At 70.1% G+C, this 15,458-nt stretch carries 15 protein-coding genes; 11 read left to right on the top strand and 4 right to left on the bottom strand.

Annotated elements, in window-relative coordinates:
• Positions 1–416 precede the first annotated feature (416 nt).
• The 4 genes from D7Y21_RS22465 to D7Y21_RS22450 all read left to right on the top strand — a co-directional run bounded on the left by D7Y21_RS22465 (position 417) and on the right by D7Y21_RS22450 (position 5,750).
• Positions 417–878, top strand: coding sequence for a hypothetical protein (locus tag D7Y21_RS22465; RefSeq protein ID WP_120561932.1), 462 nt, complete (start codon positions 417–419; stop codon positions 876–878).
• A 73-nt stretch (positions 879–951) separates the two neighbouring features.
• Complete coding sequence (locus D7Y21_RS22460) at positions 952–2,367, top strand: ATP-binding protein (protein WP_121715604.1); 1,416 nt, start codon at positions 952–954, stop codon at positions 2,365–2,367.
• On the top strand, positions 2,364–3,725 hold the full coding sequence (locus D7Y21_RS22455; RefSeq protein ID WP_121715602.1) for a sigma-54 dependent transcriptional regulator: 1,362 nt from the start codon (positions 2,364–2,366) through the stop codon (positions 3,723–3,725). The genes D7Y21_RS22460 and D7Y21_RS22455 overlap by 4 nt, the downstream gene beginning before the upstream one ends.
• Before the next feature lie 210 nt (positions 3,726–3,935).
• Complete coding sequence (locus D7Y21_RS22450; protein ID WP_233612240.1) at positions 3,936–5,750, top strand: L,D-transpeptidase family protein; 1,815 nt, start codon at positions 3,936–3,938, stop codon at positions 5,748–5,750.
• Here D7Y21_RS22450 and D7Y21_RS22445 read toward each other — a convergent pair.
• The 3 genes from D7Y21_RS22445 to D7Y21_RS22435 are packed head-to-tail and all read right to left on the bottom strand — an operon-like array spanning position 5,747 to position 7,629.
• Positions 5,747–6,163, bottom strand: a complete 417-nt coding sequence (locus tag D7Y21_RS22445) for a secondary thiamine-phosphate synthase enzyme YjbQ (RefSeq protein WP_120561926.1) — start codon at positions 6,161–6,163, stop codon at positions 5,747–5,749. The two genes, D7Y21_RS22450 and D7Y21_RS22445, sit on opposite strands and share 4 nt — an antisense overlap.
• Positions 6,164–6,184: 21 nt before the next feature.
• Entirely contained in the window at positions 6,185–6,919 is a 735-nt protein-coding gene (locus tag D7Y21_RS22440; protein WP_121715598.1) for an alpha/beta hydrolase, read from the bottom strand.
• The gene (locus D7Y21_RS22435; protein WP_120561924.1) at positions 6,916–7,629 is read right to left on the bottom strand and encodes a peptidylprolyl isomerase; all 714 of its coding nucleotides are present in this window, start codon (positions 7,627–7,629) and stop codon (positions 6,916–6,918) included. The genes D7Y21_RS22440 and D7Y21_RS22435 overlap by 4 nt, the downstream gene beginning before the upstream one ends.
• A gap of 75 nt (positions 7,630–7,704) precedes the next feature.
• On the opposite strand from D7Y21_RS22435, the gene speD reads away from it, so the two are divergent.
• The 7 genes from speD to D7Y21_RS22405 are packed head-to-tail and all read left to right on the top strand — an operon-like array spanning position 7,705 to position 14,811.
• Positions 7,705–8,055, top strand: coding sequence for an adenosylmethionine decarboxylase (speD, locus tag D7Y21_RS22430; RefSeq protein WP_120525197.1), 351 nt, complete (start codon positions 7,705–7,707; stop codon positions 8,053–8,055).
• Complete coding sequence (locus tag D7Y21_RS22425) at positions 8,052–9,968, top strand: DUF4178 domain-containing protein (RefSeq protein WP_121715596.1); 1,917 nt, start codon at positions 8,052–8,054, stop codon at positions 9,966–9,968. The genes speD and D7Y21_RS22425 overlap by 4 nt, the downstream gene beginning before the upstream one ends.
• Positions 9,969–9,986: 18 nt before the next feature.
• Positions 9,987–10,148, top strand: coding sequence for a hypothetical protein (locus tag D7Y21_RS42285; RefSeq protein ID WP_164933141.1), 162 nt, complete (start codon positions 9,987–9,989; stop codon positions 10,146–10,148).
• A complete protein-coding gene (locus D7Y21_RS22420) occupies positions 10,148–10,375 on the top strand; it encodes a DUF350 domain-containing protein (RefSeq protein WP_014393984.1) in 228 nt (75 codons plus the stop codon). The genes D7Y21_RS42285 and D7Y21_RS22420 overlap by 1 nt, the downstream gene beginning before the upstream one ends.
• Before the next feature lie 13 nt (positions 10,376–10,388).
• Positions 10,389–11,885 carry a polyamine aminopropyltransferase gene (locus tag D7Y21_RS22415; protein WP_121715594.1) on the top strand — a complete coding sequence of 499 codons (1,497 nt, stop codon included), beginning with the start codon at positions 10,389–10,391 and terminating at the stop codon, positions 11,883–11,885.
• Positions 11,876–13,507 (top strand): FAD-dependent oxidoreductase, encoded by a 1,632-nt coding sequence (locus tag D7Y21_RS22410; RefSeq protein WP_199735474.1) that lies wholly within the window; start codon positions 11,876–11,878, stop codon positions 13,505–13,507. The genes D7Y21_RS22415 and D7Y21_RS22410 overlap by 10 nt, the downstream gene beginning before the upstream one ends.
• A 26-nt stretch (positions 13,508–13,533) precedes the next feature.
• The gene (locus tag D7Y21_RS22405; protein ID WP_121715591.1) at positions 13,534–14,811 is read left to right on the top strand and encodes a low specificity L-threonine aldolase; all 1,278 of its coding nucleotides are present in this window, start codon (positions 13,534–13,536) and stop codon (positions 14,809–14,811) included.
• 75 nt (positions 14,812–14,886) lie between these two features.
• Here D7Y21_RS22405 and D7Y21_RS22400 read toward each other — a convergent pair whose 3' ends face one another.
• Positions 14,887–15,318, bottom strand: a complete 432-nt coding sequence (locus tag D7Y21_RS22400) for a cupin domain-containing protein (protein WP_121715589.1) — start codon at positions 15,316–15,318, stop codon at positions 14,887–14,889.
• Positions 15,319–15,458 lie beyond the last annotated feature (140 nt).

Below are 15,458 nucleotides of genomic sequence, written 5' to 3'. Positions count from 1 at the left end.
GCGGGGGCGGCGGCGGGAGCCGGGGTGTTGGCGAACGCGGTGGTGGCGGCGAAGAGGGCGGCGACGATGACGGTCTTCATGGATGGCTCCGGGGACGACACGCCGACGCGGAATTGCATCGGTTGATGCCATGACCCTTGAGCACCCGCCGTGCCAGCACCGGTTTCAAGCAACTTCGCGGGGTTCTCCAGGTAGGAGCGGATCCGCCATGGGGAGAAACTCCTCAGTTGCGATTGCAACAATGGGTGCAAGCTCCCCAGGCAGGCGCACGTTGCTTTGACGGCAACGGCGCTCTTCTGCAAGCTGCACGGCAACCTTCCGTTCCGAGCGCCACGCGCCGGGACATGAAGGGGAGCATGAAGCCCGGACGTCCTCGTCGTGCATGTCGCGCGGCCAGGTGTCGGGAGAGATGGCGTATGCGGCACCTGCTGGTGGCATGGAGTGTGGCGTGGCTGGGAGTGGGATGCGCCGCCACCATTCCCCCCGAGCGCTTCCAGGCCCAGGTGTCGGAGACGGAGCGCTGGCAGCGCGAGTACCAGGCCGAGCGCGAGCGCACCGAGGCGTTGGCGGCGAAGCTGGCGGCGCTGGAGTCCGCGCTGGAGGAGCTGGCGCAGGAGCGCGCGGAGGCGGAGCAGGCGCGCGCGGAGGCGGAGCAGGCGCGCGCGACCGCCACGGAAGAGCTGGCGCGGCTGGAGACGGAGCGCCACACGCTGGAGGAGCACAACGCGCAGCTGTTGGCGCGGCAGCGCGAGCTGGCGGCGCTGCACGAAGAGCTGTCGGACGTCTGGTACGAGTCCGCGCTGGAGCGCGCGCGGCGGCGCACCCAGCCGCCGCTGCCGGGCGCCACCTCCACCGAGGCGGCCAGGCCGGTGCCGTGAGTTTCGCGTGGGCGTCCGTACCCGGGCGCCTGCTGGTTCTTCCTCTGTCGACCCAAGGAGCGTGCCCGTGGCGATGAACTCGCGGACCCCCATCCGTGGATACCGCGCGGGTTTCTTCTTCGTGGTGATGCTCCTGTCGGGCGTCATCGGCTTCATGCTCTGGACGGAGGTGCGCACCGGGCATCAGGTGGACGCGCTGGTGCTGGAGGCCCTGGAGCGCGCGAGCCTCATCGGCCGCATCCGCGTGGACGTGATGTCGCTGGAGTCCGCCATCGAGGCGCACGTGCGCTCCAGCGGCGACGCCGAGCGCAAGGAAGCCGACGACGTGATGGAGGACATCCTGGGCAGCATCCGGCAGTCCTCGGAGGCGTACATGCGCCACCTGCCGCCCGGCGAGAAGGAGATATGGCTGCGCTTCAACGGCGCGTGCCAGGGGCTGGCGGATCAGGTGCGCGCGGCGGCGGTGTTCTCACGGCAGCGCGACGCGGAGCGCGCCCGGCGCCACCTGGTGGAGAGCATCCGTCCCCTGGCGGCGGAGGTGGACCAGCTGGCGGGACAGCTGGCCACGGAGAACGCGTCCGACGCGCGCGTGCTGGTGGGGCGGCTGGGCACGCTCCGGGTGCGCAATACCGCACTGGGCGCGGCCACCACGCTGCTGGCCATCCTGCTGTCCATGCTGGTGGGCTGGCACATCATCTCCCTGCTCAAGCGCCAGGACGCCACCATCCAGGGGCAGCTGGAGGAGCTGGGGCGGCACAACCAGGAGCTGGATGCGTTCACCCGGCGCGTGGCGCACGACCTGATGGGGCCGCTGTCCCCGCTCAAGGGCTACCTGACGCTCATCCGGCGCTCCGGCGCGGTGAAGGACCCGGGCGCGCTGGAGATGATTTCGCAGTGCGAATCCAGCGCGGTGCGTATGGGGGAGCTCATTGAAGCGCTGCTGCGCTTCTGCCGCGCGGGCACGCGGGGCGACGGGACGATGGGGGAATTGGACACGGCGGTGAGCACGCTGCTGTTGGAGGTGAGCCAGACGGCGACGGCGCTGGGTGTGTCGCTGGAGCGCGAGCTGGAGCCGGGCGTGCTGGTGGATTGTCCGGCGCAGCTGCTCCAGGTGGTGGCGCGCAACCTCTTGTCCAACGCGGTGAAGTACACGGCGGGGCGGCCGGATCCGCGCGTGAAGGTGCGGGTGGCGACGGAGGGGACGGACGCGGTGGTGGAGGTGACGGACAACGGGCTGGGGATGAGCGCGGCGACGCAGGCGTCGCTGTTCCAGCCGTTCTTCCGGGCCGCGGAGGTGCGGGGCATTCCGGGGCACGGCCTGGGCCTGGCCACCACCCGGCGCGTGGTGGAGGCGCACGGCGGGACGCTCACGGTTCATTCAGAAGAGGGCAAGGGCACGCGGATCCTCGTGCGGTTCGCACGTGTGGCGCGCACTCCGGCGCCGCTTGTGGTGGAGTCCGACGCCCACTCCATCCGCAAGGCCTCATGAGCACAGCCCGAATCCTCGTCGTCGATGATGATCCGCATGCGCGGGACCTGCTCCAGCGCCTGCTGGGCGTGCTGGGCCCGGTGACGCAAGCGCCGGACCCCAAGGGCGCGGCGGAGCGGATGGGTGAGCAGTCCTTCGACCTGGTGCTCACGGACATGGCCATGCCCGACCCGGGCGACGGCCTGAAGGTGCTCCAGACGGTGAAGTCGAACCTGCCGGACACGCCGGTGATTGTCGTGACGGCGTTCGGCAACATCGAGGGCGCGCTGGACAGCATCCAGCTGGGCGCCTTCGACTACCTGTCCAAGCCGTTCGACGTGGACGCCATCATGCGGGTGGCGAAGCGGGCGCTGGAGCAGAAGCGGCTGGTGGAGGAGAACCGCACGCTGCGCAAGCAGGTGGAGCGCACGTCGCTGGTGGGCCGCAGCCAGGCGCTGCTGGAGGTCTACAAGCAGGTGGCCCGCGCGGCGACCAGCAACGTGCCGGTGCTGATTACCGGTGAGACGGGCACGGGCAAGGAGATGGTGGCGCGGGCGCTGCACAAGCGCTCGGCGCGCACGTCGGGGCCGTTCATCCCGGTGGACTGCGGCGCCATCACCGAGTCGCTGATGGAGAGCGAGCTGTTCGGCCACGCGAAGGGCAGCTTCACGGGGGCGTCGGGGGCGCGGCGCGGCCTGTTCGAGGAGGCCAGCGGCGGCACGCTGTTCCTGGACGAGATTGGCGACGTGGGCATGAAGGTCCAGTCGCAGCTCTTGCGCGTGCTCCAGGAGGGGGAGATCCGCCGCGTGGGCGAGAGCGTCCCGGTGAAGGTGGACGTGCGGGTGCTGGCGGCGACGAACAAGGACTTGAAGGCGCGGGTGGCGGAGGGGCTGTTCCGCGAGGACCTGCTGTACCGGCTGGACGTGGTGCACCTGCACCTGCCGCCGCTGCGTGAGCGGCGCGAGGACATTCCTGCCTTGGTGGAGCACTTCGCGTCGCTGCACGCGAGGGGTGGGGTGAGGCCGGTGGTGACGGCGGACGCGATGGCGCGGCTCACGGTGTACGACTGGCCGGGCAACGTGCGGCAGTTGGAGAATGTGATGGCGCGGGCGCTCGCGCTGAACGTGACGGGCGTGCTGGGGCCGCCGGACTTCCCGGAGCCCATTGGTGACGCGCCCAAGCGGCTGACGGGGCTCGCCGGAGACCTGCCGAGCCTCGCGGAGCTGTCCAGGCGCTACGCGGCGCACGTGCTCCAGCACGTGGGGGGCAACAAGAGCGAAGCCGCGCGCCTGTTGGGCGTGGACCGCAAGACGCTCTACAAGCTCCTGGAGGCGCCGGAGTCGCCCGAAGGGATTCCGCCCGCGGAAGGGCGGAGCTGATCCGCGGAGGCGGTTTCCGCCGTTCGTGGCAATCGCCGTTCAGGGCGCAAGCCCTGCCCACCCACGCGGTTTCGCGCGCAGGAGATCGCACCTGAGCCGACGTTGAGGATGTCAGCGGGGACCCGTACCGTTGCGGCCCGTATGCGCCGCCGCTGGTTCCCCCTCGGACTCCCCCTGTTGTTCTTCGCGTGCGCTCCGGTGGAGCCCCCCGTGCCCGCCGCGCCGGTGGACGCGGGCACCGTGACGGCACAGGCCCCCGCGCCCGAGGCGGAGGCCGCGCCGACGGAGTCCGCACAGGCGCTCCGCTCCGCATGGCAGGCCACCGCGCCCGAGCCCTCCGATGACGGTGGCGTCACGCATGCAACCGCGCCGGCCCTGTTGGGCGTCATGGAGGATCCGGAGGACGCGGGCAGTGCGCTCTCGCTATCGCTGGAGCCCTCGCTGTCTCAATCCGTCTCCGGCGGCGCGAACAGCGAGGCCCTGCCCGGCGAAGAGGAGCCGCAGGTCATCACCGAGTCCGAGGTCCCCGTGCTGGAGCTGGGGCCGGATGGTGAGCCGTTGATCGACGCGGATGACGACGCCACCGCGACCGATACGGATGCCCTCGCGCAGAATCTCGATGGTGGGAGCGCTCCGGGTTCGCCTGACGTCGCCATGGGCTCTGACCCGAACGCGCCTGTCGCGAACGCGGGGGCCGACACCAACGGTCCGCCCCCGGCAACGCCCATCACGGGCGTCGATGGTGACGAGGACGCGGTCGCTGAAGCACCCCCCGAGGACGTGGACGCGGGCATGGAGCCCTACGCCATCCCGTACGCGCCGGACGCGGGCTCGCTGCGTGTGCGCCGCTCCATCGCTGTTCGCTCCGAGCCCCGGCAGGACTCACCTTCGCTGGGCACCGTGGCCCAGGACATGCGCGTGAAGTGGCAGGGCGCGATGCGCGGGCCGGACTGCGACTGGGTGCAACTGCAACCGCGTGGCTGGGTCTGCGAGCGCTACCTGGAACAGAACTTCCGCGAGCCCCGCGTCCGCCCGCTCCCCCGAGTGGAGGAGGGTTCGCTCACCCCCGGCGTCTATGCGCGCGTGGTGGGCCACCGCGTGCGCGCCTACCCGAGCCTCGCGCTCGCCCGCAGGAAGAAGCAGGGCGTGCTGCTCAAGGGCTCCGTCACCGTGAAGCTCCTGGGCCAGGTGAAGGTCGGCCGGCGCACCTTCTGGCGCACCTCCGACGGTCAGTACTTCGAAGCGCGCGTGCTGCGCGAGCATCGCCCCTCCGACTTCAGCGGCCTGGACGCGGAGGCGCTCGCGTCCCTGCCCATGCCCTTCGGCTGGGCCCAGTCCCGCGCCGCCCCCCGCACCGACGTGGTGGTGCGCAAGGCCCCGGACGCGCGAGCGGAACGAGAGACGACCCTCCCGCCGCGCACGCTCGTCTCCGTGCGAGAGCTGTCCCCCGATGGCCAGTGGGTCCGCATCGCCGAGGACCACTGGGTGGCGCGCGACGACCTGCACGTCGCGTGGTCGCTGGCGTCCCCGTCCATCGTGGAGCCCGGGGCGCGCTGGCTGGACGTGGACCTGGAGGCCCAGACGCTCATCGCCTACGAGGGCGACCGCCCCGTCTACGCCACGCTCATCTCGTCCGGCAAACCCGGCACCGACACGCCAGAAGGGCTCTTCCGCATCTGGGTGAAGTTCGCGGAGGCGGACATGACGGGCAGCATGGGCAAGGCCAGCTACCGCGTGGCCACCGTGCCGTGGACCATGTTCTTCGAGGGCGACTTCGCCCTGCACACCGCCTACTGGCACGACCGCTTCGGTGAACCCGTGAGCCACGGTTGCATCAACCTGGCCCCCAAGGACGCCCGCGCCCTCTACGGCTGGACCACGCCCGAAGTGCCCACCGGCTGGTCCATGGTCCACGCGATGCCGGACGACCCCGGCACCTGGGTGCGCATCCGAGGCCAGGCCCACGAGGCGCCGAAGAAGCGCCGCAAGGGCGCCCCCGTCGTCGCCACCGTCCGCGACCTCTAGCCGCCCAGCACGGACACCGTGACGCGGCGGCGGTGCGGCGACGTGCGGTGCTCCCAGACGTAGACGCCCTGCCACGTGCCCAGGTCCGCCTCGCCGTCCTTCACCGGGATGCTCAGGGACACCTGAGTCAGCACCGTGCGCACGTGCGCGGGCATGTCGTCCGGCCCCTCCGCGTCGTGCTGGAACAGCGGGTCGCCGTCCTTCACCAGCCGGGAGAAGAATGCCTCCAGGTCGCGCTGGACGACGGGGTCCGCGTTCTCGCTGATGATCAGCGACGCGCTGGTATGGTGCAGGAAGAGCGTGCACAGGCCCTCGCGGATGCCCGTGCCCTTCACCGCCTTCCGCACCTCACCGGTGATGTCCACCAGGCCTCGGCCCCGCGTGGACACCGTCAGCTCCTTCGCCTGATACACCCCAAGCCTCCGTCCCGTGGCTCAGCGCCCGTCCAATCGTTTCACGAGGAACGCCGCCAGCTGCTCCAGCTCCTCCGTGATGATGGTGTGCCCACCGTCGAAAGGCAGGAACTCCACCGGCAGCCCCGCGCCCGTCAGCAGGTCGCGCAGGCGCTCGCCTTCCTGGAAGGGCAACACCGGATCCTGCCGGCCGTGTCCCTGGAACACCGGCAGGGACGGACGGCCGCGGACCTTGGGCTCCCACTCCTTGCCGGCGACCAAGGCCCCGGACAGGAGACACAGGCCGGCGGGGCACTCCTCCAGCCGCAGCGCCACGTCCGTGGACATCATCGCGCCCTGGCTGAAGCCTCCCAGCACCACGCGGTTCAGGGGCACCTGGAGCGCCGCCACCACGCTCATCAGCGCCCGGCGCGCGGCGGGCATCCCTGGCGGCACGGCCTGGGAGTACTGCGGCCAGTCCCGTCCCTGGCCCATCAGGATGGCCATGGGGATTTCGAACCACGCGCGGCCCCCGGGCATGCCCAGCGCGTCCAGCGGCAGCAGGGCCTCCGGAAAGACGAACCGCACGCCCTGCGCCAGTCGGGGCGCGGCCATCATCAGCTCGGGCGCCAGCGCCACCAGGTCCGTGCCCGGCGCGCCGAAGCCGTGGCTCAACAGCACCACCAGCTCCGGCGTCGCGCCCTCGGGGAGCGCGTCCACCACGTGGCAGTCCAGCTCTCCCAGCTTCGTGCGCACGTGGCGCGGACGGAGGCTCACGGCTGCGCGTCGCTGATGGTGACGTGCTGGATGACCATGTCCGTGTCCGGCCGGTCCTGCCGGTTGCGCGGCGTGTTGGCGATCTTCTCCACCACGTCATAGCCCTTCACCACCTCACCGAAGATGGTGTGCCGGCCCTTGAGGAACTGCGGCGTGGACGTGGTGATGAAGAACTGGCTGCCGTTGGTGCCCGGGCCCGCGTTGGCCATGGCCAGCTGGCCCTTCTTGTCGAAGTCCCGGTTGCTCTTGAACTCGTCCTCGAAGCGGTAGCCCGGGTCGCCCCGGCCGGTGCCCGTGGGGTCGCCGCCCTGAATCATGAAGTCGGGGATGACGCGGTGGAAGATGACGCCGTCGTAGAGCGGCTTGCCCTCCACGCGCTCACCCGTCTTGGGGTTGATCCACGCCTGCTCGCCGGACGCCAGACCCACGAAGTTCGCCACCGTCTTGGGCGCGTCCTTGGAGAAGAGCTTGAGCACGATGGTGCCCTGGTTCGTCTCCATGGTGGCCCAGAGGTCCTGGCCCTCCAGCGCCTTCTTCTGGAAGCCCTTCGCGGAGGCCACGTCCGTCTGCAGGCTCACCGTGCGGGTAGCCGCCGCGGAGTTGGAGGGGGATGCGGCGGGGGCCTTCGCGGCGGGCGGCTGCTCCTTGTCCTTGGAGCACGCGGTCAGGGCGAGGCAGAGGAGTCCAGCGGTCAGGAATCGGGTGCGCATGGGGCGCGCATCCTAGCGGCTTTCGACCGGGCTCCAGCGTGTTAAAGAGGGTCTCTACTCCCGGAGGTTTCCCCTGTGACAACCGGACAGGAATGGCTGGTTGACGCGAGCGGCTGCGCGCCGGAGCGGCTCAAGGACGCGGCCGCGCTGGCGGCACTCTTCGAGGAGCTGGTCGTCCTGATGGACCTGAAGGTCGTGGGCCAGCCGCAGTGGCACGTCTTCCCGGAGCCCGGCGGCGTCACCGGCCTGGCGCTCCTGGCCGAAAGCCACCTGGCCATCCACACCTTCCCGGAGCATGGCTTCGCCGCGCTCAACGTCTACTGCTGCCGCACCCGCGCGCGTCCGGACTTCGACGCGCTGGCGGCGAAGCATCTGGGCGCCACGTCGTGCCGCGTGCGCGAGCTGTCGAGAGGGGTGGAGGCGTGACGCAGGGGGCGTGTCCGTCGTGTGGCGCGAGCGTGGAGTTCTCCGCCGGGTCGGCGCAGGTCGTGGTGTGCGGCCACTGCCAGACGATGGTGGCCCGCGTGGGCGCGGAGCTGGAGGACCACGGCAAGGTGGCCCGCATCGTGGAGACGGCCTCTCCGCTGCGCCTGGGGCTGGAGGGCCGCGTCAACGGCACCTCGTATCAAATCGTCGGGCACCTCCAGAAGGACCACGGCGCCGGCCCCTGGGACGAGTGGTACGTGGAGATGTCCGACGGCCGCACCGGCTGGCTCAGCGAGTCCGAGGGCGCCTTCCACCTGCTCTCCGACGCGGGCGTGGAGGAGGGCATCGAGCTGGAGCAGCTCCACCCTGGAGACCGGCTGCGCCTGCGCAACCGCCCGCTGGTGGTGGAGGAGCGCGGCCACGGACGCGTCGTCGCCGCGGAAGGCCAGCTCCCCAGCGACGTGGATCCGGAAGCGGACAGCTACTACGTGGACGCCACCGGCCCGCGCGGCCTGTTCGTCACGCTGGACTTCGGCACGCGCGACCGCGACCCGGAGGTCTTCCTGGGGCAGCGGCTGGAGCTCACGCAGCTGGGCATCCCCGCGGGCGAGCTGCGCCCTCGCGTGCGCAAGGTCCAGCTCCAGCAGGCGCGCTGCACCAACTGCAACGGCCCGCTGGAGCTGCGAGCGCCGGACCAGACGCTGCGCGTGGCGTGCCCGTACTGCGGCGCGCTGATGAGCGTGGCGCAGGGCAAGCTGGCCTTCCTCAAGCTGCTCCAGAAGCCGGAGCTGCCGGCCGCCATCCAACTGGGGCAGAAGGGCACGCTCGACGGCACGGAGTGGATCTGCATCGGCTACCAGGAGCGCTCGTGCGTGGTGGAGGGCACTCGCTACCCGTGGATGGAGTACCTGCTCTATCACCCGGCGCGCGGCTTCACCTGGCTGATGGAGTCCAACGGCCACTGGGTGTTCCTCACGCCCCTCGCGGCCGGTGACGCGAACGTCGTGCCGCAGGTGTCCGCGCACCACGGGGGCCGCCGCTACAAGGCCTTCCAGTCCGTCACCGCCGTCACCGACGCGGTGGTGGGCGAGTTCTACTGGAAGGTCTTCCAGGGCGAGAAGGCGCGCGCCACGGAGTACGTCGCGCCGCCGTACTCGGTGAACGAGGACGCCACCGACAACGAAGTCTCGTACACGCATGGCGAGTACCTCTCCCCGGAGACGGTGCGCGACGCGTTCAAGCTGAAGGAGCCGCTGCCCACGCCCCGGGGCATCGCGCCCAGCCAGCCCAACCTGCGCCGCGAGTCGATGATGCGGACGCTGCGCTGGTCCGCGGTATGGCTCCTGGGCCTGTTCGTCCTGGCGGGCGTGCTCCACGCGCGCGCGCTCAACGCGCGGGTGCTGGACCTGCATGTGACGCTGCCCCGGACCGCGACCCCCGGCTCCCACGACGCCATGCACTTCAGCGAGCCCTTCGAGCTTCAGCGGGCCGGCAACATGCGGGCGCAGATCCAAATGTCGCAGTCGCTCAACAACGCCTGGGTGGGCGTGCAGGGCGACCTGGTGAACCAGGACACGCAGGACGTGGTGAGCTTCTACGAAGAGGTGAGCTACTACCACGGGCGCGACAGCGACGGCTCCTGGAGCGAGGGCGGCCAGAGCGGCAGCGTGTTCCTGTCGTCGCTGCCCAAGGGGACGTACGTGCTGCGGACGACCACGTCGTTCGACCCGGCACTGAAGCTCACGGGGCCCCAGTTGGGGCCCGTCGTCAGCTACCAGGTGGTGCTCACGCACGACACGCCCAACGAGAGCTGGTTCATCATCGCGCTGGTGCTGCTGCTGGTGATTCCGGCGCTGTCGTTCTTCGGCGCCAACAGCTTCGAGACCGAGCGGTGGAAGGAAAGCAACCTGTAGCGGGCAGGGAGGTGGACGATGAGGTTCCTGGGCGGACTGGTGCTCGTGGCGTACGCGTGGGCCACCTATACGGGTTGGGCCCCATTCAGTGACGAGGAGCGCGGGCGGGTGACCGGCGACGTGAAGCGCGGTCCCGGCGGCGTGCTGCTGTGGACCGGTGGATTCATGGGAGGCAAGTGATGCTGTTGCTCGGAGTGGTGGTCACCCTGCAGGGAGTGCTGGCGAGCGTCATCTATTCGCTCATCGGCCTGGTGGTGTTCGTGGCCGGCTTCTACGTCATCCGCCTCATCCTGCCGTACGACGTGCACAAGGAAATCGAGGTCGACCAGAACACCGCGCTGGGCATCGTCATCGGCTCGTTCATCCTGGGTCTGGCCATCATCATCGCGGCGGCCATCAGCGGCTGAAACACGTGACGCTTTGAACAAGACGCTGCTCTTCCTCACCGTCCTCGTCATCGCGACGTGCGGGCTCATCTACGAGCTCATCGTCGGGACGCTCGCCAGCTATCTGCTGGGGGACAGCATCACCCAGTTCTCCACTGTCATCGGCGGCTACCTCTTCGCCATGGGCATTGGCAGCTACCTGTCGCGCTTCGTGGAGCGCGGGGTGGCCCAGCGCTTCGTGGAGATAGAGCTGGCCGTGGCCCTGTTCGGCGGGCTGTGCGCGCCGATGCTGTTCCTCACCTTCACGCTCACCAGCGTGTTCCCCGTGGTGCTGTACGGCACCGTGCTGCTCATCGGCACGCTGGTGGGGCTGGAGATTCCCCTCCTGCTGCGCATCCTGCAGGACCAGCTCAAGTTCAAGGACCTGGTCAGCCAGGTGCTGACGTTCGACTACCTGGGCGCGCTCGCGGCCAGCGTGGCCTTCCCGCTGCTGCTGGTGCCGAAGCTGGGACTGGTGCGCACGTCGCTGCTCTTCGGCCTGCTCAACGCGGGCGTGGGGCTGTGGAGCACGTGGCTGCTGGCGCCCGTGCTGGCCAACCCCGTGCGCCTGCGCATCAAGGCGGTGGCGCTGTGCGCGGGGCTGCTCGTGTGCTTCGCGATGGGGGACCGGCTCACCACGTTCTACGAGGACCAGCTCTACGCGGATGACGTCGTCCACGCCACGAGCTCCCCCTACCAGCGCATCATCGTCACGCGCGGCAAGCGGGGCTTCTCGCTGTTCCTCAACGGCAACCTCCAGTTCGCCAGCATCGACGAGTACCGCTACCACGAGTCCCTGGTGCACCCGGCCATGGTGCGCGCGCAGAAGGTGGAGCACGTGCTCATCCTGGGTGGCGGGGACGGGCTCGCGGCGCGCGAGGTGCTGAGGTATCCGGACGTGAAGTCCGTCACGCTGGTGGACCTGGACCCCGCCATCACCGGGCTCGCCACGAACTACCCGGAGCTGGCGGCGCTCAACCACCACGCCATGACGCACCCGAAGATGCGCGTCATCAACACGGACGCCATGCAGTTCCTGACCGAAGGCGCCAACGCCTGGGACGTCGTCATCGTGGACTTCCCGGACCCCAACAACTTCGCGCTGGGGAAGCTGTACACGACGGGCTTCTACAAGATTCTGAAGAGGCGCCTGGCGCCGGGCGGCGTGGCGGTCATCCAGAGCACCAGTCCGCTGTTCGCGCGGCGCTCGTTCTGGTGCGTGGAGACCACGCTGAAGGCGGCGGGCTTCTGGACGCAGCCGTACCACGCGCTGGTGCCGTCGTTCGGTGAATGGGGCTACGTGATGGTGGCGCAGGAGCCGGCCAGCCGCCACCGCCCGCTGCCGGAGGGATTGGCGTTCCTGGACGAGGACACGCTGGAGGGGCTCACGCGCTTCTCTCCAGACATGGCCCCGCTGCCGGCGGAGGTGAACCGGCTGAACAACCAGGTGCTGGTGCACTACTACGAAGAGGAGTGGCGCAGGTGGAACTGACGCGGCGCGAGCTGGTGGCCGCGTTCCTGGGCGCCTCCGTGGCGAGCGCCTGTACGCGGCAGGCCGCTCGTGCGCCGGTGCCGGGCGCCATCGTGGACCGGGCGGTGGACACCGGCCACAAGTTGCGCACAGGGCTGCTTCCGCGCGCGCAGGACTTCGAACCGGTGGGCGTGTTGATTGTCGGCGCGGGCGCGGCCGGGCTGTCCGCCGCGTGGCGCCTGTCCGCCGCGGGCGTGAAGGACCTGCGTGTGGTGGAACTGGAGGCGGAGGCTGGGGGCACGTCGCGTTCCGGCCGCAACGCCGTGTCCGCGTTCCCTTGGGGCGCGCACTACCTGCCGTCCCCCCTGGAGGACAAAGGGCCGGTGATGCGCCTGCTGCGGGAGATGGACGCCGTCACCGGCGTGGACGCGGACGGGCACCCGTCGTTCGCGGAGGAGCTGCTCATCCAGGAGCCCGACGAGCGCGTCTTCTTCAAGGGCCACTGGTACGAAGGGCTGTACCTGCGCGCGGGCGCGAGCCCCGAGGACCTGGCGGAGCTGGAGCGCTTCGACACGAAGATGAATGCCTTCGCCGCCGCGCGCGACGCGAAGGGGCGCAAGGCGTTCGCGGTGCCGGTGGCGCTCTCCAGCGACGACGCGGAGTGGACCGCGCTGGACGCGCTGAGCATGGCGCGGTGGATGGAGGCGGAGGGCTTCCGCTCGCCCCGGCTGAAGTGGTTCGTGGACTACGCGTGCCGCGACGACTACGGCACCACCTCCGAGCATGTCTCCGCCTGGGCGGGCATCTGGTACTTCGCCGCGCGGCAGAACGGGAAGGGTGAGCGCAGCGACGGCTTCCTGTCCTGGCCCGAGGGCAATGGCCGGCTGGTGAAGCAGCTGATGTCGTCGCTGGGCCCGCGCCAGTTGGAGACGCAGGTGCTGGTGCACACGGTGGAGCCGGGAGAGGACGGCTGCCGCGTGCATGCGCTGGATGCTCGCACCGGGGCGCCCCGGGCCTTCCATGCCCGGCAGGTGGTGCTGGCGTGCCCGCGCTTCGTCGCCGCGCACGTGGTGGCGCCCTGGCGCGAGGCTCGCCCCGCGTGGATGGACGCCTTCGTCTACAGCCCGTGGGTGGTGGCGAACCTGACGGTGTCCGCGCCACCGGCGTCGCGGGGCTTCCCGCTGGCCTGGGACAACGTCTTCTACGAGAGCCGGAGCCTGGGCTACGTGGTGGCCACGCACCAGTCGCTGCGCCAGGACGCGCGCGGGCCCACGGTGCTCACCTGGTACCTGCCCATGGCCGGCGCGGACGTGAAGGCGGAGCGCAATCAGGCCCTCTCCGCGACGTACGGGGACTGGGAGGCGCTGGTGATGGCGGACCTGTTGCCGGCGCACCCCGGGGTGGGCGCGCTCGCGCAGCGGCTGGAGGTGCAGCGCTGGGGCCACGCCATGGTGCGGCCCCAGCCGGGCTTCATTTGGGGCGAAGCTCGCCGCGCCGCGCAACAGAGCCTGGGGCGGCACCTGCACTTCGCGCACACGGACCTGGGCGGCATGGCCCTCTTCGAGGAGGCCAACTGGTTCGGCGTGCAGGCCGCGGAGCGGGCCCTGTCGGGAATGGGGCTCAAGAGCGCCAGTTGGTTGTAGCCATCCGAAGCGGGAGGGAAGGGCACATGAAGGACAGTCGCTTCAGCCGGGCGGAGTTCCTCGGACTCACCAGCCTGCTCGCGGGCTCCACGCTGTTCCCGGGACGGAGCGAGGCGGCTCCGGACGGGGGCACGCCGTCCCTGCGCACCGTCAAGTCGCCGGGGCTCAAGAGCGTCCCCGCGGCGGAGGCGGCCCCCAAGCCCGGCTCGCCGGCGGTCTCGGCGGCCGAGTACGAACAGCTGCGCAAGGGCTGCACCGCGTCGCTGCCGGTGAGCTCCACGTCCGACGACGGCGCGGAGTACGTGCGCATTGGCGAGTGGATGCAGCGCCAGAAGCTGTCCAGTGACTTCTACGGCAACGGCGACTTCGTGCAGGCCTTCGAGAAGAAGCTCGCGGACCTGCTGGGCTTCGAGGACGCGTGTTTCATGCCCACGGGCACCATGGCGCAGCTCATCGCGCTGCGCATCTACGCGGACTCGAGCAACGTGCGCACGGTGGGCGTGCACCCGTCGTCGCACCACGTGCTTCATGAGGACGACGCCTACTCCGTGCTGCACCAGCTGCGCACGGTGAACCTGGGCCCGTGGACGCGGCCGCTGCTGGCGGAGGACGTGGCGAAGTCCCCCGACACGCTGGGAAGCGTCAGCGTGGAGCTGCCGGTGCGCTGGCTGGGCGGGCAGCTCCAGACGTGGGAGCAGCTCCAGGAGCTCAAGCGCACCTGCCGCGACAAGAAGGTGAAGCTGCACATGGACGGCGCGCGGCTGTGGGAGAGCCAGCCCTTCTATGGCCGCTCCTACGCGGACATCTGCAAGGGCTTCGACTCCGTCTACGTGTCCTTCTACAAGATGGTGGGCGGCATCGGCGGCGCGATGCTGGTGGGCAACCGCGACTTCATCAAGGTGTCGCGCGTGTGGCGCCACCGGCACGGCGGCAACCTGTTCCACCTGGCCCCGCTGGTGGCCTCCGCCGCCATGCGCTTCGACGCGGCGCTGGCCGCCATCCCCGGCTACGTGAAGCGGGCGAAGGCCATCACCACGCTCATCGCGGCGGACTCGCGCGTCACCGTGCTGCCGCAGCCCGTGCAGACGAACATGTTCCACGTGTTCCTGCGCGGCTCACCCCAGGCCTACGTCAAGCAGCGCGACCGCATCGCGCGCGAGGACCGCGTCTGGGTGGCGGGGGGCTTCGGACAGACGCGCGTGCCCGGCGTCGTGTCCACGGAGCTGCAGGTGAGCGAGGGGCTGGGCTCCATCAGCGACGCCGACGCGGCCCGCGCCTTCCTGCGCCTGCTGGAGGCGGCCTGAAACGTCGGCCGCCTGCCCTGACGTCGGGTGTCAATGTCAGACACCCGACGTGTGAAACACAGCCGAGGCCGTGCGTCAGGCCGCCTTCTTGACGCTGTACTGGGGCTCCTGCTCCTGCGCCTTCAGGAAGAACTCCGAGTCCAGCAGCATCACGATGCGGCCCTTGTCGTCGTGGAACGCGATGGGGCCGTGCGCGGTGAAGTGGATGAGCGACTCCTCCAGCGCGGTGGTGGACGGGTGCTCGGCGCCCAGCGGCTCGAACTCGTAGTCGCCCGCGCGGGTGATGCCCAGGCGGTCCTGCGTCGAGCCAGAGAGGATGAAGATCTCCGCCGGGCCCAGGTGCTTGTGCGGCGCGAAGACGGCGCCCTTCTCCATCTTCAGGATGGCGCTCCACACGCCCGTCTCCGCGCTCACGCGCAGCAGGCGGTAGGACGTTCCAGGACCGAGCGGCTTCCACTCGAGGTCGGCGGTGTGAACCAGTCCATTCATCATCGACATTCCGGACATGAAAGCCTCCACGGTCGGCCCTGCGTCTGTGTGTCTTCAGCCATGATAACGCCCAGGAAGGAAAACCTTGCAAGTTAGTCTCACGTGTCAGGTTGTTGTCTTTGAGCCACCCCTTTGTCTCAGGAAGATTCCACGGCGGC

The organism is Corallococcus sp. AB045, from assembly GCF_003668895.1.
Lineage (GTDB): Bacteria > Myxococcota > Myxococcia > Myxococcales > Myxococcaceae > Corallococcus > Corallococcus coralloides.
The sequence above is the reverse complement of the archived record's forward strand: the minus strand, read 5'-3'. Positions and strand labels throughout refer to the sequence as shown.